20 protein-coding genes are annotated in these 16,013 nt (G+C 71.6%); 11 read left to right on the forward strand and 9 right to left on the reverse strand.

Translation table 11 applies throughout. The features are described from left to right. On the forward strand, window positions 1-563 hold a 563-nt coding region (locus tag ACFRMQ_RS23735), incomplete at its 5' end, for an ABC transporter permease (RefSeq protein ID WP_380732581.1). Window positions 564-643: 80 nt separating this feature from the next. After that, complete coding sequence (locus tag ACFRMQ_RS23740) at window positions 644-1,390, forward strand: hypothetical protein (protein ID WP_380732582.1); 747 nt, start codon at window positions 644-646, stop codon at window positions 1,388-1,390. 92 nt (window positions 1,391-1,482) lie between these two features. Here the strand turns inward: ACFRMQ_RS23740 and ybaK are convergent, their stop codons facing one another. Genes ybaK through ACFRMQ_RS23755 form a run of 3 tightly spaced genes read right to left on the reverse strand, consistent with a single transcriptional unit; the run spans window position 1,483 to window position 4,358 of the window. Continuing rightward, on the reverse strand, window positions 1,483-1,977 hold the full coding sequence (gene ybaK, locus ACFRMQ_RS23745; protein ID WP_380732583.1) for a Cys-tRNA(Pro) deacylase: 495 nt from the start codon (window positions 1,975-1,977) through the stop codon (window positions 1,483-1,485). Between the two features lie 20 nt (window positions 1,978-1,997). Beyond that, window positions 1,998-2,735, reverse strand: coding sequence for an LON peptidase substrate-binding domain-containing protein (locus tag ACFRMQ_RS23750; protein ID WP_380732605.1), 738 nt, complete (start codon window positions 2,733-2,735; stop codon window positions 1,998-2,000). A gap of 42 nt (window positions 2,736-2,777) precedes the next feature. Continuing rightward, window positions 2,778-4,358, reverse strand: coding sequence for an oxidoreductase (locus ACFRMQ_RS23755; protein ID WP_380732584.1), 1,581 nt, complete (start codon window positions 4,356-4,358; stop codon window positions 2,778-2,780). 91 nt (window positions 4,359-4,449) lie between these two features. Here ACFRMQ_RS23755 and hisD point away from each other — a divergent pair, with 91 nt between their 5' ends. The 8 genes from hisD to hisF all read left to right on the forward strand — a co-directional run bounded on the left by hisD (window position 4,450) and on the right by hisF (window position 10,245). Continuing rightward, window positions 4,450-5,757 carry a histidinol dehydrogenase gene (hisD, locus tag ACFRMQ_RS23760; protein ID WP_380732585.1) on the forward strand — a complete coding sequence of 436 codons (1,308 nt, stop codon included), beginning with the start codon at window positions 4,450-4,452 and terminating at the stop codon, window positions 5,755-5,757. Continuing rightward, entirely contained in the window at window positions 5,754-6,854 is a 1,101-nt protein-coding gene (locus tag ACFRMQ_RS23765) for a histidinol-phosphate transaminase (RefSeq protein WP_380732586.1), read from the forward strand. Before hisD ends, ACFRMQ_RS23765 begins: the two co-directional genes overlap by 4 nt. A gap of 4 nt (window positions 6,855-6,858) precedes the next feature. After that, complete coding sequence (gene hisB / locus ACFRMQ_RS23770) at window positions 6,859-7,452, forward strand: imidazoleglycerol-phosphate dehydratase HisB (RefSeq protein ID WP_380697988.1); 594 nt, start codon at window positions 6,859-6,861, stop codon at window positions 7,450-7,452. Next, window positions 7,449-7,601 carry a hypothetical protein gene (locus tag ACFRMQ_RS23775; RefSeq protein WP_380732587.1) on the forward strand — a complete coding sequence of 51 codons (153 nt, stop codon included), beginning with the start codon at window positions 7,449-7,451 and terminating at the stop codon, window positions 7,599-7,601. Before hisB ends, ACFRMQ_RS23775 begins: the two co-directional genes overlap by 4 nt. Window positions 7,602-7,662: 61 nt before the next feature. Then, the gene (gene hisH / locus ACFRMQ_RS23780; protein WP_380732588.1) at window positions 7,663-8,298 is read left to right on the forward strand and encodes an imidazole glycerol phosphate synthase subunit HisH; all 636 of its coding nucleotides are present in this window, start codon (window positions 7,663-7,665) and stop codon (window positions 8,296-8,298) included. A gap of 20 nt (window positions 8,299-8,318) precedes the next feature. Next, entirely contained in the window at window positions 8,319-9,041 is a 723-nt protein-coding gene (priA, locus tag ACFRMQ_RS23785) for a bifunctional 1-(5-phosphoribosyl)-5-((5-phosphoribosylamino)methylideneamino)imidazole-4-carboxamide isomerase/phosphoribosylanthranilate isomerase PriA (protein WP_374119975.1), read from the forward strand. Then, a complete protein-coding gene (locus ACFRMQ_RS23790) occupies window positions 9,038-9,478 on the forward strand; it encodes a RidA family protein (RefSeq protein ID WP_380732590.1) in 441 nt (146 codons plus the stop codon). Before priA ends, ACFRMQ_RS23790 begins: the two co-directional genes overlap by 4 nt. Then, complete coding sequence (gene hisF, locus ACFRMQ_RS23795; RefSeq protein WP_380732592.1) at window positions 9,475-10,245, forward strand: imidazole glycerol phosphate synthase subunit HisF; 771 nt, start codon at window positions 9,475-9,477, stop codon at window positions 10,243-10,245. The genes ACFRMQ_RS23790 and hisF overlap by 4 nt, the downstream gene beginning before the upstream one ends. 85 nt (window positions 10,246-10,330) lie before the next feature. Here hisF and ACFRMQ_RS23800 read toward each other — a convergent pair whose 3' ends face one another. Continuing rightward, window positions 10,331-11,110: a VOC family protein gene (locus ACFRMQ_RS23800; protein ID WP_380732594.1), complete on the reverse strand. Its 780-nt coding sequence runs from the start codon at window positions 11,108-11,110 to the stop codon at window positions 10,331-10,333. Between the two features lie 138 nt (window positions 11,111-11,248). After that, on the reverse strand, window positions 11,249-11,668 hold the full coding sequence (locus tag ACFRMQ_RS23805) for a hypothetical protein (RefSeq protein ID WP_380732595.1): 420 nt from the start codon (window positions 11,666-11,668) through the stop codon (window positions 11,249-11,251). A gap of 307 nt (window positions 11,669-11,975) precedes the next feature. Between ACFRMQ_RS23805 and ACFRMQ_RS23810 the strand changes: the two genes are divergently transcribed. After that, on the forward strand, window positions 11,976-12,266 hold the full coding sequence (locus tag ACFRMQ_RS23810; protein ID WP_380732596.1) for a hypothetical protein: 291 nt from the start codon (window positions 11,976-11,978) through the stop codon (window positions 12,264-12,266). A 253-nt stretch (window positions 12,267-12,519) separates the two neighbouring features. Here ACFRMQ_RS23810 and ACFRMQ_RS23815 read toward each other — a convergent pair whose 3' ends face one another. The 4 genes from ACFRMQ_RS23815 to ACFRMQ_RS23830 all read right to left on the reverse strand — a co-directional run. Beyond that, a complete protein-coding gene (locus tag ACFRMQ_RS23815; RefSeq protein ID WP_380732597.1) occupies window positions 12,520-12,948 on the reverse strand; it encodes a hypothetical protein in 429 nt (142 codons plus the stop codon). Beyond that, window positions 12,948-13,388: a hypothetical protein gene (locus ACFRMQ_RS23820; protein ID WP_380732599.1), complete on the reverse strand. Its 441-nt coding sequence runs from the start codon at window positions 13,386-13,388 to the stop codon at window positions 12,948-12,950. The genes ACFRMQ_RS23815 and ACFRMQ_RS23820 overlap by 1 nt, the downstream gene beginning before the upstream one ends. A gap of 707 nt (window positions 13,389-14,095) precedes the next feature. Beyond that, the gene (locus ACFRMQ_RS23825) at window positions 14,096-14,740 is read right to left on the reverse strand and encodes a TIGR03085 family metal-binding protein (RefSeq protein WP_380732600.1); all 645 of its coding nucleotides are present in this window, start codon (window positions 14,738-14,740) and stop codon (window positions 14,096-14,098) included. A gap of 177 nt (window positions 14,741-14,917) precedes the next feature. Continuing rightward, window positions 14,918-16,013: collagen binding domain-containing protein (locus ACFRMQ_RS23830; protein ID WP_380732602.1), on the reverse strand; the 1,096-nt coding region annotated here is incomplete at its 5' end.

Genomic DNA, 16,013 nt, shown 5'->3' on the forward strand with positions numbered 1-16,013 from the left:
GCGTGCTGGTGGTCGCCTTCGTCGCGCTGAACCTGCTCGCCCAGTACTTCGGCAAGCTGCGGGCCACCGGCGGGCTCGACCACTACGCGACGCTGCCGGTGCCGGCCGCCTCGGTGGTGCTGGGCGCGGCCGCCGCGTACGCCTCCTTCACCCTGCCCGGGACGGTCGCCACGGCGGCGATCGGGGCGGTGATGTTCGGGCTGCCGCTCGGCCAGCTGTGGGTGCTGCTGGCGGTCGTGCCGCTGGCCGGGGCCGCACTGTCCGGGCTGGGGGCGGCCTGCGGGCTGCTGGCGCCGCGGCAGGAGATCGCCACCATGCTCGGGCAGCTCGGGATGTCCGCGGCCCTGCTGCTGGGCGTGCTGCCGGTGGACCACCTGCCGCAGCCGGTGCGGTGGCTGCGGGACCTGCTGCCGTCCACGTACGGGGTGGACGCCTTCGCCCGGACGTTCGCGCCGGACCCGGACTGGGCCGCGGTGCTCGGGGACCTGGCGGTCTGCGCGGGCGTGGGGGTGGCCTCGCTGGCCGTCGCCACCTGGGCGTACCGGCGGGCGGTCTCCCGCTAGGCCGTGTCTCACGGCCCGGGTCCTGTCCGGTCCGTACGGTGGTGGGTCGTCCGGGTGGCCGTCGTGACACGATGGGGCCTGTGACCGTACCGAACACACCTCCGGATCCTGCCCCCGCCGACGCGCAGGCGACGGGACCGGGCGCCGCGCCCGACCCGTTCGCGCCGCCGCAGGGGGCCACCGCCCTCCGGGACGGGACGGTCCCGTTGGCGCAGCGGCTGCTGCCCGAGGTGCGGATCGGGGCGGGCGTCGTCCTCGCCGGCCTGGTGGCCGGACTGGTGATGGCCGTGCTGTGGGCCTGGCTGGCGCCCAAGGTGCCGCTGGTGGTCGACGGCGACCGCATCCTCTACGGCGACCCCGAGGGGGAGCAGCGGGCCGGGGCCGACGCGGTGTTCGTGCTGATCGGCCTGGGCGTCGGGATCGTGACCGCGCTCGGGGCCTTCCTGGTGACCAGGCGGCGCGGCGGGGGCATCGCGGTCGCGGCGGGGCTGACCGTCGGCGGCCTGCTCGGATCGATCGGGGCCTGGCGGATCGGGCGGTGGCTCGGGCCGAGCGACGACCTGATCGGCGAGGCCCGGCGGGTCGGGGACGGCGGGCACTTCGACGCGAGCATCGACCTGGGGGCGCTGGGGGCGCTGCTGGTCTGGCCGATGGCCGCGATGGTGGTGCTGCTGCTGCTCTCGGCGGCCTTCGGGAAGCGGGAGGAGGACCCGCCGCCGTACTGGGCGCCGGTCGCGCAGGCTCCGGTGGCGGCGCCCGCGGCGGGGGCTCCGGCGGGGCCGTGGAGCGCGCCGTCGGCCGGGGGTTTCGAGGCGGGGCCGAAGTAGGTCCGTCGCCCGGGGCGGGGACTTCCGGGTTCGCGTGGCGCCCCGCGCCCCCGGGCCGGTGGGTCGGGTTTCTCGCCCGGGGGCGGCGCCGGTCAGCGGGCGATGGGGGCGGTGCGGGCGTCGGTGAGGGTGACGAGGTCGGCGGGGGAGAGTTCGACTTCGAGGCCGCGGCGGCCCGCCGAGACGTAGACGGTGGGATGGGTGAGTGCGCTGGCGTCGATGACGGTGCGCAGCGGGCGGCGCTGGCCCAGCGGGGAGATGCCGCCGAGGACGTAGCCGCTGCTGCGCTCGGCGGCCGCCGGGTCGGCCATGGCGGCGCGCTTGCCGCCGACGGCCGCGGCCAGGGCCTTGAGGTCGAGCTGCCCGGCGACCGGGACCACGCCGACGGTCAGGGTGCCGTCCACGTCGGCGACGAGGGTCTTGAAGACCCGTTCCGGGGCGATGCCGAGGACCTCGGCGGCCTCGCCGCCGTACGAGGCGGCGGCCGGGTCGTGGTCGTACGCGTGCACGGTGAAGGCGACGGCGGCGGCTTCCAGGGCGACGGTGGCGGGGGTGCCCTGGCCGCCCTTCCTGGTCTTCTTGGCCATGCGGGTTCCTCGGTCCTCGGTCAGTTGGGGCTGAAGCGCTGGCGGGTGAGATCGGCGGCGGGCAGCGAGGGCAGCCAGCTGAGGACGGCGGTCTCGCGGCGCAGCAGGTCGAGTTCGGAGCGCAGCCGCTGGGCGGTGTCGGGGCAGGCGAGCAGTTCCTGCTTGACGGGGATCTCGAACACCGAGGCCGCGGCGACCAGGTACGAGAGCACCTGCGGGTCGTCCGGCAGCTCCTGGCGGCCGACGGTGCTGGCCTCGCGGGCGCCCGCCAGCCGCTTCTGGTAGACCCGGAAGGCCCGCTCGACCTCGGAGGCCAGCGCGCCGGAGCCCTCGCCGGGGCGCTCCTCGATCGTCTCGACCTCGCCGGTCAGGTACGGGCCGGAGACGTCCACCGAGCGCAGCCGGAACCGGGTGGTGCCGGTGACCAGCAGCTCGTAGCGGCCGTCCGGCTGGGGCTCGACGGAGGCGATGTCGGCGACGCAGCCGATGTGGAAGACCGCCTCCAGCGGATCTCCGGTGACGGTGCCCAGGCCGGCCAGCGGACCGGCCGGGCCGTCCTCGGCGCGGACCGGCGCGGTCTCCCGGCCGTCCCTGATCGCGAGCACGCCGAACCGCCGGGGCGCGTCCTCGGGCTGTTCGAGCAGGTCGGCGACGAGACGGCGGTAGCGCTCCTCGAAGACGTTCAGGGGCAGCACCAGGCCCGGGTAGAGCACGGTGTTCAGCGGGAAGAGCGGCAGCCGTTCTGTCACGGCGGACAGCGTAGTTCCCCCGACGGGGGCGTTGTCGCGCGCCCGGCGGGCTCAACCGCGCTGGAGCATCCTGGTGGCGCCGGTGACGACGGTGGAGGCGAGCAGCCAGCCGATGACGACGAGCCCGGCGGAGATCCACTGGGCGAGGCCACCGGGGTTCCAGCCGCCCTGGTTGAGGTCCACGATCGGCAACAGCTGGTTGAGGGTGTACAGCACCGGGTTCCAGTGCGGGCGCTCGTCGGCCTTGAGCGGTTCCAGAGGGTGGGTGGCGAACCAGAGGCTGCCGAGCGCCCAGGCGAGCAGCAGCCACAGGCCGGCCCGGCCGGGCCGGTAGCCGTAGCCGACGGTGGCGTCCTGGACCGCGCCCCAGATCCGGGCGGGCAGCGGCAGGGTCCGGCGGCGGCGCCGCTGCTTGGCGTAGAGCACCTCGCGGGCGTCGTCGTCGGCGCCGTCGCGGCGCAGGGCCGCGGCGAGCTGTTCGTAGGACTCGGGCTGGAAGTCCACCGAGGAGCCCTCCAGCCAGGCGATCCGCTGCCGGACGGTGAAGGTCCCGATCGGGCGCAGGTTCTCGTAGACGAAGCCGGTGAGGCCCAGGTGCCGGCCGAGCGGCCAGGCCTGCGGCCGGTCGACCAGGTTGCCGACCCGGGCCCGGGAGAGCGAGACGGTGCCGGTGGGGCGGAAGTCACAGGAGAAGCGCAGCTCGGGGGTGTGGATGCGGCGCAAGGAGAGTTCGTCGTCACCCTCCAGGTGGAACTCGCCGGAGATCAGGCAGGCGCCGTCGAAGCGGCTGTCGGAGAGCCGGACCTGTCCGAAGGCGCGGAACGGGGTGATCGGGCCGTCGGGCGGCGGGACCTCGCCGTAGCCGGAGCCGTAGTAGCCGCGCGAGCCGGTCCAGCCGCCGTCGGCGGAGCCGGTCAGGTAGAGGGTGTGGCCGACGGTGACCCGGACGGCGTTGAGGCAGGTGCCGTTCTGGGCCCGGTCGGCGTGCAGCTGGGCGCCGCGCAGCGAGAGCCGGCCGCCTATCCGGGCGGTGCGTATGCTCAGCTCGCCGTTGGAGACCAGGCGTTCGGCCTCGAAGTCCTGGTTGACGGTGAGCCCGTCGGCGGAGACGGCGCGGCCGAAGCGGTCGCCGCCGACGACGGTCTGGTTGAGCAGCAGGTCGGTGCCGATCTTGGCGTCGGTGAGCCGGATGCCCTCGGGGAGGCGACAGCGGGCCAGGTGGAGGTCGCCGGTGGTGGTCAGCCGGGAGGCCTCCAGGCGGGGGATCAGGCAGTTCACGAAGCGCATCGTCGAGGCCGAGGCCTCGGAGACGAGGATCTTCTGCTCGAAGCGGCACTGGTGGAGCTCGATGTAGTGGCCGATGGCGGCACCGGCCAGGTTGAGCGCCTCGGTGACGAACGCGCCGCTGAGCCGCAGCGAGGCGACCCGCCCGGGCGCGGGCCGCGGACCGGCCAGCAGCAGGTGGGCGAGCGCCTCGGCGCGGACGGTGCGCTCGGGGCCCCAGACGGCGTCCCCGAAGGGGGCGTCGGTCTCCGCGTCGCCCGTTCGCAGGTCGAGGATCTCGCCCCGGCGATAGGCCTCCCAGAGTCTCCGTTCGACCCCGCTCCAACCGTCCGGCGCGTGCTCCGCCATGGTTTCCCCCGTCCCCCCGGTCGTCTCGCCTTTCGTATCACGGACTGAAATGCGGGACCACCGGTTCCGGCCACTCCTTACACTGGGTGGCGTGATCTCTCGAATCGACCTCCGCGGCTCGCTGGACGACCCGCGTGACCTGCTGCCCCGTGCCGAGTTCGACGTCGCGGCCGCCCTGGAGAAGGTGCGGCCGATCGCGGAGGACGTACGCCATCGCGGGGTCGCGGCGCTGATCGAGATCACCGAGCGCTTCGACGGCGTCCGGCTGGAGTCGACCCGGGTCCCGGCCGAGCAGCTGACCGCCGCCCTGGAGACGCTGGACCCGAAGGTGCGGGCCGCGCTGGAGGAGTCGATCCGCCGGGCCCGCGCCGTGCACGCGGACCAGCGCCGCACCGGGCACACCACCCAGGTGGTGCCGGGCGGCACCGTCACCCAGCGCTGGGTGCCGGTCGAGCGGGTCGGCCTGTACGTGCCGGGCGGGCTGGCGGTCTACCCGTCCTCCGTGGTGATGAACGTGGTGCCGGCCCAGGAAGCGGGCGTCAAGGGCATCGCGGTCACCTCGCCGCCGCAGAAGGAGTTCGGAGGCCGCGTCCACCCGGCCATCCTGGCGGCCTGCGCGCTGCTCGGTGTGGACGAGGTCTACTCCGTCGGCGGCGCCCAGGCGGTCGCGATGTTCGCCCTCGGCACCGAGGAGTGCGCGCCGGTCAACATGGTGACCGGCCCGGGCAACATCTACGTGGCCGCCGCCAAGCGCTACTTCGCCGGCCGGATCGGCATCGACTCCGAGGCCGGCCCGACCGAGATCGCCGTCCTCGCCGACGACAGCGCGGTGCCCTCCGACGTCGCCGCCGACCTCATCAGCCAGGCCGAGCACGGCCCGACCTCCGGCTCGGTGCTGGTCACCGACTCCCCGGCGCTGGCCGAGGCGGTCGAGGCCGAACTGGCCGTGCAGGTCGCCAGGACCAAGCACGGCGAGCGGGTGGCCGAGGCGCTGGGCGGCCGGCAGTCCGGCATCATCCTGGTCGACGACCTGGGCCAGGGCCTCGCCGTGGTCAACGCCTACGCGGCCGAGCACCTGGAGATCCAGACCCGCGACGCCCACGCTGTGGCGGCCCGGGTCGTCAACGCCGGCGCGATCTTCATCGGCCGCTGGACCCCGGTCTCGCTGGGCGACTACGCGGCCGGCTCCAACCACGTGCTGCCGACCGGCGGCTGCGCCTGCCACTCCTCCGGGCTGTCGGTGCAGACCTTCCTGCGGAGCGTCCAGGTCGTCGAGTACGACCGGGCGGCGCTCGCGGACGTCGCCGCCCACGTGGTGACCCTGGCGAACGCCGAGGACCTGCCGGGCCACGGGGACGCCATCAAGGCCCGCTTCGACTGGACGGTTCCCGGATCGTGACCCGCATCGACGACCTCCCCATCCGCGACGAGCTGCGCGGCCAGTCCCCGTACGGCGCGCCGCAACTCGACGTGCCCGTCCAGCTGAACACCAACGAGAACCCGTACCCGCTGCCCGAGGAACTGGTGGCCCGGATCGCCGAGCGCGTCGCCGAGGCCGCCCGCGGGCTGAACCGCTACCCGGACCGGGACGCGGTCGAGCTGCGCGAGGGCCTCGCCGCCTACCTCGGGAAGACCACCGGCTTCCCGGTCGGGCGCGCGCAGGTCTGGGCCGCCAACGGCTCCAACGAGGTGCTCCAGCAGCTGCTCCAGACCTTCGGCGGCCCCGGCCGCACCGCCCTCGGCTTCGAGCCCTCGTACTCGATGCACGCGCTGATCTCCCGGGGCACCGGCACCGCCTGGATCTCCGGGCCGCGCGACGACGACTTCACCATCGACGTGGACGCCGCCCTCGCGGCCATCGCCGAGCACCGGCCGAACGTGGTCTTCGTCTGCTCGCCGAACAACCCGACCGGCACCGCCGTCGAGGCCGACACCGTGCTGCGGCTGTACGAGGCCGCCCAGGCCGCCCGGCCCAGCCTGGTGGTGGTCGACGAGGCGTACGTCGAGTTCTCGCACCGCGCCTCGCTGCTGCCGCTGATCGAGGGCCGCCCCAACCTGGTGGTCAGCCGCACCATGTCCAAGGCCTTCGGCGCCGCCGGGCTGCGCCTGGGCTACCTGGCCGCCGACGCGGCCGTGGTCGACGCCGTCCAGCTGGTGCGCCTGCCGTACCACCTGTCGGCCGTCACCCAGGCCACCGCGCTGGCCTGCCTGGAGCACACCGACACCCTGCTCGGGTACGTCGGGCGGCTCAAGGAGGAGCGCGACCGGCTGGTGGACGCGCTGCGCGGGATGGGCCTGGAGGTCACCGACTCGGACGCCAACTTCGTCCAGTTCGGCCGCTTCGCCGACACCCACGCCGTCTGGCAGGCGATCCTCGACCAGGGCGTCCTGGTCCGCGACAACGGGGTCCCCGGGTGGCTGCGCGTCACCGCCGGCACGCCCGCCGAGAACGACGCCTTCCTGGACGCCGTCCGTACCGTGATCAAGGAGCTCTAACCCCATGTCCCGCATCGGACGCGTCGAGCGCACCACCAAGGAGACGTCCGTCCTGGTCGAGATAGACCTGGACGGCAGCGGCAAGACCGACATCTCCACCGGCGTCGGCTTCTACGACCACATGCTCGACCAGCTCGGCCGGCACGGCCTGTTCGACCTCACCGTCAAGACCGACGGCGACCTGCACATCGACACCCACCACACCATCGAGGACACCGCCCTCGCGCTCGGCGCCGCCTTCAAGCAGGCGCTCGGCGACAAGGTGGGCATCTACCGCTTCGGCAACTGCACGGTGCCGCTGGACGAGTCGCTCGCCCAGGTCACCGTGGACCTCTCCGGCCGGCCGTACCTGGTGCACACCGAGCCCGAGGGCATCGCGCCGATGATCGGCTCGTACGACACCACGATGACCCGGCACATCCTGGAGTCCTTCGTGGCCCAGGCGCAGATCGCGCTGCACGTCCACGTGCCGTACGGGCGCAACGCCCACCACATCGTGGAGTGCCAGTTCAAGGCGCTGGCCCGGGCCCTGCGCTACGCCGCCGAGCGCGACCCGCGCGCGGCCGGAATCCTCCCCTCGACCAAGGGTGCGCTGTGAGCAACACCGCGATGATCCTCATCTTCGTCGGCCTCTTCCTGGCCGGCGGAGTGATCTCCTTCTGGAAGCAGAAGCAGTCCAAGAGCGTCATCCTGGTGCTGGCCTTCGGCTCCGTGATGTGCCTGGCCTCCGGCCTGCTGCGCCTCTAGGCGCGACGTGGAACCCGCCAGAACCGCCAGAACCGCCGTAGAAAAGACTGGACACCTGAACATGGGCAAGAACGTCGTCGTCCTCGACTACGGCTCCGGCAACCTCCGCTCGGCGCAGCGCGCCCTGGAACGGACCGGGGCGAACGTCACGGTCAGCTCCGACTACGACACCGCGATGGCCGCGGACGGCCTGCTCGTCCCCGGCGTGGGCGCCTTCGAGGCCTGCATGCGCGGGCTCAAGTCCGTCCGCGGGGACTGGATCATCGGCCGCCGGCTCTCCGGCGGCCGCCCGGTCATGGGCATCTGCGTCGGCATGCAGATCCTCTTCGAGAAGGGGGTCGAGCACGGCGTGGAGACGGCCGGCTGCGACGAGTGGCCGGGCACCGTGGAGCCGCTGGAGGCCCCCGTCGTCCCGCACATGGGCTGGAACACCGTGGACGTGCCCGAGGGCAGCCGGATGTTCGCCGGCCTCGACCCGGAGACCCGCTTCTACTTCGTGCACTCCTACGGGGTGCGGCACTGGGAGCTGGAGGTCCACAGCGCGCGGATCAACCCGCCGCTGGTCACCTGGGCCACCCACGGGCAGCCGTTCGTCGCGGCCGTCGAGAACGGCCCGCTGTGGGCCACCCAGTTCCACCCCGAGAAGTCCGGCGACGCCGGCGCCGCCCTGCTGACCAACTGGGTCAACACCCTCTGACTGTCTGAGAGTTGGATCTGATGAGCCTCGAACTGCTGCCCGCCGTCGACGTCCGGGACGGTCAGGCCGTCCGCCTGGTCAAGGGCGCCTCGGGCACCGAGACCTCCTTCGGTGAGCCGCTGGCCGCCGCCCTCGCCTGGCAGAACGCCGGCGCCGAGTGGCTGCACCTGGTCGACCTCGACGCCGCCTTCGGCACCGGCAGCAACTACGAGCTGCTGCGCGAGGTCACCGGACAGCTGGACATCAAGGTCGAGCTGTCCGGCGGCATCCGCGACGACGAGTCGCTCGCCCGCGCGCTCGCCACCGGCTGCACCCGGGTCAACCTCGGCACCGCCGCCCTGGAGGCCCCGGAGTGGGTCGCCAAGGCCATCGCCGAGCACGGCGACAAGATCGCCGTCGGCTTGGACGTGGTCGGCACCACCCTGCGCGGCCGCGGCTGGACCCGCGACGGCGGCCAGCTCTTCGACGTGCTGGCCCGCCTCGACCAGGAGGGCTGCGCCCGCTACGTCGTCACCGACGTCAACCGGGACGGCACCCTGACCGGCCCCAACCTCCAGCTGCTGCGCGATGTCTGCGCCGCGACGGACAAGCCCGTGGTCGCCTCCGGCGGCGTCTCCTCGCTGGACGATCTGCGGGCGATCGCCTCGCTGGTCGGCGAGGGTGTCGAGGGCGCCATCGTGGGCAAGGCACTCTACGAGCAGAAGTTCACCCTCGAAGAGGCCCTGGAGGCGGTTTCAGGATGACGGACGGTCGGATCGTACGCGGCAGGGTCGGCGGATTCTCTCCCTGGGAGGAGGAGTTCGGTTACTCCCGGGCGGTCGCCGCGGGCGACCACGTGCACGTCGCCGGCTCCACCGCCTGGGTGGACGGCCGGATCGAGCACGAGGGCGACCCGTACCGGCAGACCCTCGCCGCGTTCGGCGTCGGGCTCACGGCCCTGGCCGCGTACGGTCTGAGCGCGGACGATGTCATCCGCACCCGGATGTACATCACCCACGTCCGTGACGCCGAGGAGGTGGGCCGCGCCCACCGCGAACTCTTCGACGCCGCGCGCCCGGTGGCCACCATGGTGGTGGTCGACGGACTGATCGACTCCCGGATGATGGTCGAGGTCGAGATCGACGCGTACCGGTCCGGGCTGGCAAAGACCCTGGAAGCCCTGGAAGGCGAACAGCCGTGACCCTCGCAGTACGTGTCATCCCCTGCCTCGACGTGGACGCCGGGCGGGTGGTCAAGGGCGTCAACTTCCAGAACCTGCGTGACGCCGGCGACCCGGTCGAGATGGCCAAGCTCTACGACGCCGAGGGCGCCGACGAGTTGACCTTCCTCGACATCACCGCCTCCTCCGGAGACCGGGAGACCACCTACGACGTGGTCCGCCGCACCGCCGAGCAGGTGTTCATCCCGCTGACCGTCGGCGGCGGCATCCGCGCCGTCGAGGACGTGGACAAGCTGCTGCGGGCCGGCGCGGACAAGGTCGGCGTCAACACCGCGGCGATCGCCCGTCCGGAGCTGGTCCGCGAGATCGCCCAGCGGTTCGGACGGCAGGTGCTGGTGCTCTCGGTGGACGCCCGGCGGTGCCCCGAGGGCACCGAGACGCCGTCCGGCTACGAGGTCACCACCCACGGCGGGCGCCAGGGCACCGGCCTGGACGCCGTCGAATGGGCGGGCCGCGCGGCCGAGTTGGGGGCCGGCGAGATCCTGCTGAACTCGATGGACGCGGACGGCACCAAGGACGGCTACGACCTGGAGATGATCCGGGCCGTGCGCGAGGCCGTCTCGGTGCCGGTGATCGCCTCCGGCGGGGCGGGCAAGCTCGCGGACTTCGCCCCGGCCGTCGAGGCGGGCGCGGACGCGGTGCTGGCCGCCAGCGTCTTCCACTTCGGGGACCTGCGGATCGGCGAGGTCAAGGGCGCGCTGCGGGAGGCCGGGCACCCGGTCCGCTGAACGGCCGAAACGGGCCCGCCGTCCGGGTATCGGACGGCGGGCCCGCTCGGTTGCTCGTCCGCTCGGTTGCTCAGCTCAGCTCAGCTCAGCTCTGCTCGGGGTCGCCCTTGATCAGCGCGAACGGGGCGCCGTTCGGGTCCGCGACCCAGGCGATCCGGCCGACGTTCTCCACGTCCGAGGCCGGCATCAGCACCGTACCGCCGGCCGCCGTCGCCCCGGCCACCCGCGCGTCCACGTCCGCGGTGGCGAAGTACGGCGTCCAGGCGGAGGGCTGCTCCGGGGACATGGTCGGGGCGATGCCGCCGAAGCTGGTGGCCTCCTGGTCGCCCGCGGCGGTGGAGAGCACCCGGTAGCTCATGCCCGGCGACGGCTCGAAGTTCTCCACCCGCCAGCCGAAGACCTTCTCGTAGAAGGCGAAGGCGACGTCCGGCCCGGAGGTGTGCAGCTCGGCCCAGACCAGGGCGCCCTCCTCCGAGACGGCGTCCAGACCCTTGGTGCCGCCCGCCTGCCAGATCGCGAACTCGGCGCCCTGCGGATCGGTGAGCGCGGCGAACCGGCCCTCTCGCATGACGTCCATCGGCGGCACCCGCACCGTGGCGCCGGCCTGCTCGGCGGCCTTCACGGTCGCGTCCGCGTCCTCGGTGCGGAAGTAGGTGGTCCAGGCGGACCGCGAACCAGGGTCGAGGTTGCCGAGGGCGCCGACGGTCCTGCCGCCCAGCTGGAGGAACCCGTAGCCGCCGGCCCCGGGGACCTCCAGGAAGTCCCAGCCGAACACCTTGCCGTAGAACCCGGCGGTGGCGGGGATGTCCGGGCTGCCCAGGTCGATCCAGCAGGGCGAGCCGATGGGGAAGTCGGTGGTGATCATGGAAGGGCGCCCCTTCGACGGAGAGTGACCGGCCTGCCCGGATCGGACCCCGGCCCCCTGCGAGTCTGCACCCGGCCCCCGCCGTCCGCAGCCGGAGCGCGGCGAGGGCCCGCCCATCGGGGCGGGCCCTCGGCGGGCTCAGCCCGCGTTGCCGCGCGCGGTGCGGGAGGCCGAGCTGATGCTGTCGTAGCCGCTCCCGCCGTCCCAGAAGATCCGTACCTCGGTGTGGTAGGTGTGGCCCTCCTGCGTGGTCGTCATGTAGCCGCCGTAGGGCTTCGGCCCGACGCCGCACCGGAGCGACCACGGCCAGCCCTGGCCGGTGGTCTCGTCCCAGAGGATGATCATGACCGTGCAGCTGGCGGACGCGAAGTTGGTCCGCGCGGAGGCGGAGACGGGCGAGCCCATCTCGATGCAGGCGGCCTTGACCCCGTCGCTGCGGCACTCGGGCCCGTCCACGCCAGCCGCGGCCGAGCCCGCGGTGACGAGCCCCAGCCCTCCGGCCAGCACCGTGGCGGCCATGGTGGTGACGGCGGCCCGCTTGATCCTCTTGATGAACAAGGTGTTCCCTTCGGCGATCTGTCGACTGGGAACGGATCCTGCCGGGAGCCGATCAAAATCCGATCAAACCCCGGCACCCCGTCGTTGATCGGCCCGCGATCACGGCCCGGCGCACCGGCGGGCGCCCTACCGTGGCGAAGACGACGACGGCAGCGGCAGGACGTGGCGGAGGGTGGTCATTCACCCAGGCTTGGTCTTGGCAGCGAGCCTCTGTCGGACATGGGCCCAGGCTTCCGCTGCCCGCGTTGCGGCTTCGTGGCTGGCCTCGTGGGCCCGACTGGAGACGGTGCCACCGAGAGGGAACCACGTGAGCGGGACGGCGAGGGCCGATGCGAGCCATGCCGAGGTATGGGCGAGCCATGCCGCAGAGCCGGCGGTCCTCGCGTTCCCGGCCGCAATTCGCCAGTGCCTCGGGGTGTTGGCCTTCGCCGAGCGGGAAGCCCTGTCGGCACACATCGCGAAGATCTGGGCGATCCTGGCGAGGGCGCATGCCAGGCATGGCAAGATTCCGGCAACGCCGACCAGCCCGATAATGACCCTCTCCAAGACGGAAGGATGGTCGGGCTGGCCACCCATTGACATCAGCCCGATGGAATAGCCGATGGCTCCGAATGGGCCCGACCCTAGCACTATTGCGCCGATCAGGGCTTCCCCGGGGCCGTCGCTATCCTGGATTTCTCCTTGTTCTTCATTGCTCTGGATTCGGTTTTCTTCTCGGCGCCGATCGGCGCTATTGGCTTCTCCGGATCCAAAGAAGAAGAGATTCCGTACACCGCCCTTGACGTCTCCACTGATGAACGTTCCGGGCCCGTAGTTGCGCTGCTCTCTGGGCGGGGATTCAGGCACTGTAACTACTGCTCCCAACCTCGGCGGCCGTGCCGGTTCGATCCGATCTGGTCGGCCGCGTTGAGGATCTTGGGGGCAAGCCGCTCCAGATTCCTTGAGGCTGAGTCAAGCATTTCGACAGAAGAAGGGAACGACATTCGTTCGAGCCGCTTCGTCGCGGATTCGAGGAGCTCGACGGAGCTGGCGAGGTGGAATCGACGCGCGGTCGCGGCGATCAGTTCGGCAGTGGCTAAATCCTGCGCACTTCGTGTGGCTGCGGTGGCGAGGAGTTTTGCCAGATCGGGCGAGGTTTTCGCGATCTGGGCAAGATGTGCCTTCGTTTCCGTGCCGAGTAGCTCGTAGTTGTGCACGCCACCGAATACGTTTCCGTTGACGAACGTTCCGGATCCCATATTGCGCTGTTCGCGAGATGCGTCCTCCGGGGTTGTAGGCATCAGTGGGATCCCCAATCGTAAGAGTTGTGCACTCCTCCGGCGACGTTCCCGTTGATGAAGGCCCCTGGCCCGGTGTTGTGCTGATTGCCGGAATTCGAGACGGTCGCTGCCATGGCGAGAGCTTCAAGGCGGGGTCGGGCCTCTGGGTGGGCCGTGACGTAGTCACTGAAACGGCGGGCCCACTCTTGTGAGACCCGCTCCGCGGCGCGGGACAGGTCGGCCGTGAAATTGGTGTCGTTTTCGGCGGCACGGGCCCACTCCGCAAGACGTCGCGCGTCGCTGTCGAAGGCGGCCTCGACCGAGGCCTGTTCCTCCGAGGTGCCCCGGTGGAAGAGTTCCACGATCCGGGCGCGGATGGCTTGTGTTCCCCCAGTGATCATCGAGGCGACGATACTTCCGCCTGCGCCGGTTGTGACAGCGAATAGAGCGGGATCGATCATTTCCGGTATCCCCCCGGGTGGTGCGGTCGATACGACGCCATCAGGAACTTACCTTCGGCACCGGCCCGTTGCGTCCCGGATTGCTAAAGAGAGCCTCGATGCAAAGTAAGTCATATTTAAGGATTGGTATCGCTGGGTGACGCGGCGGTGTTTGCGCACTCGAACCTTTGCTCCCGGAGGCGCTTACGGCACAACTGGAAGCCGTTCACTGACCAGCCAACACTCGATCTCGTGAGCGAACATCCATGGATAGGCTCCGCAACCATGAACCCTGGGTACCTGGCCGGCCCCAACCTGGTGCTGCGTGAAGTCGAGCCTGAGGACATCGACGACCTCCTGGCCATCTATGGGGACCCCGAGGCCACCGGTACCTCAGCTTCGAACCCCGCACCCGCGAGCAGGTCCAGGCGATCACCGCCCGTTCCATCGCGTCCGCGAACGCCGCCCCGAGGTCCGAGTACTGCTTCGCCGTCACCCGACGGGATGAGCGCTACCTGATCGGCTACGCACGCTTGGCGCGGCCTCCGGCGGCTCGGTCGGGTCCTACTGATGACGGCGGGGGCCGCACCAGGGACGGTGAAGGCGGATGGGTCGAGTCGGCCGTTGCCTGTCGTGTTTTCCCGCCATGTGTGCGGCGTGCTCGGAATCGGATCTCTGGTGTGGCCCCTCGGCATACCGAGAGGCCACACCGAGTGTCCCAGTCTCTTTCACTCTGACGGCAGCGGCAGGACGTGGCGGAGGGCTTCGAGGGCGTCCGGGGCGCCATCGACGGTGAGGGTGGTGTGGGCGCCGCGGCCGTAGACGAAGAGGACGAGTTCGGCGGGTTCACCGGTGAGGCGGACGGTGGGGGAGCCGGCCGGGCCGACGGTGAGGGAGCGGCCGTCCGGGTGGGAGAGGGTCAGGCGGACGGGCGAGCGGCGGCCGGCTTCCAGGCGGGCGATGAGGGGCAGACGGCGCCACAGGGCCTCGGTGCGGCCGGGCGGGACCGGCTGCGCAGTCCAGTCCTCGGCCGCGCGCACGACGTCCTCGGCGTGGACGTAGTACTCGACGGTGTTCGCCGCCTCGTCGGCGCCGGGGAGCGCGAACGGGGAGTACACCGGCGGGCCGGAGCGGAAGAGCCGCACCAGTTCCTCGTACGGCCGCTCGGCGTACTCGCCCTGCACCCGCTGGGTCCAGTCGGCCAGAGCGGCGACCCGGAGACCTGCCGCGGCGTCGGGGCGGCGCTCGCGGATCACCAGATGGGCGGCGAGGTCCCTGGTCGTCCAACCGGCGCACAAGGTAGGAGCGTTCGGCCCGGCGGCGGTCAGGAGTTCGGCGAGGCGGTGGCGTTCGGCGAGGGCGTGGTTCGACATGGCGTCAGCCTAGGGGGCGGGCGCCCGGTGGGCCGTCCTTGGATGGCCTCCGCGCTCGACCTCCTTGAGAAGTCCCCGCGAAGGGGCGGGAAACGCGTCTGGCCGGAGGAGCCGTTGTCGGCTCCTCCGGCCAGTTCGTCATGTCAGGCGGTCAGCCGCCTGTGCCTAAGTGGTCTGTCAGATGCGCTCCTCGTGAGTACGCCACTCGTTCCCCGGTTCACACGGGTTCGGCGGGCAGGGCTCCGGCGGGCACGGCTCGGGCGGGCAGGGCTCCGGCGGGCACTTCTTGCTGTCCTCGACCGTGATCGCCACGCACGGGCAGTCCTTGGTCAGCTCGACCTTGGTCACCGGGGACTGCGGCAGGTCGTACCCGTCCGGCGCGGAGACCTCCTGCCAGTAGTACGTGCCCAGCGGCAGGTCGGTCGCGGAGCAGACGCCGTCGGCCCCGGTGGTGCAGGGTGCGCCCACCTTGGTGTCCGGGTTGGCACCAGTGGTCTGGAGGCCCGGGATGCCGTTGGTCTCCCGCCACAGCTGGAAGACGGCTCCGGCCAGTGGCTGCCAGGTCTCCGAGTCGACCTTCGTCACGCTGGTCGAACCGGGCTGAGTGGCGGTCTTGGTGTCCTTGACGGTGATGGGGACGTTCTGTCCGTTGGTGTCGAGGACGACGGTGGATACGGACGGCTGCGGCAGGTCGTAGCCGGAGGGTGCCGCGGTCTCCTGCCAGTAGTAGGTGCCGAGGGGGAGGTTGTTCGCGGAGCAGATGCCGTTGGCGGGGGTGGTGCAGGGTGCGCCGACGGGGGTGTCGGGGTTGATGCCCGTCGTCTGGAGGCCGGGGGTGCCGTTGGTTTCCTGCCAGAGCTGGAAGGTGGCTCCGGTCAGCGGTTGCTGGGTGGTGGAGTCGACCTTGGTCACGCTGGTGGAGCCGGTGGGGATGACGGTCTTGATGTCTTCGACGGTGACGGGGACGTTCTGTCCGTTGGTGTCGAGGACGACCGTGGTGACCGGTTGCGTGGGCAGGTCATACCCGGGGGGTGCCGCGGTCTCCTGCCAGTAGTAGGTGCCCAGCGGCAGGTTGTTCGCGGAGCAGATGCCGTTGGCCGGGGTCACACACGGGGACCCGACGGCGGTGTCGGGGTTGGTGCCCGTGGTTTGCAGGCCGGGAACGTTGTTGGTCTCGTGCCAGAGCTGGAAGGTGGCTCCGGTCAGCGGTTGCTGGGTGGCGGAGTCGACCTTGGTCACGCTGGTGGAGCCCGTCGGAACGACGGTCTTGATG

This window comes from Kitasatospora sp. NPDC056783 (assembly GCF_042789895.1).
Classification (GTDB): domain Bacteria; phylum Actinomycetota; class Actinomycetes; order Streptomycetales; family Streptomycetaceae; genus Kitasatospora.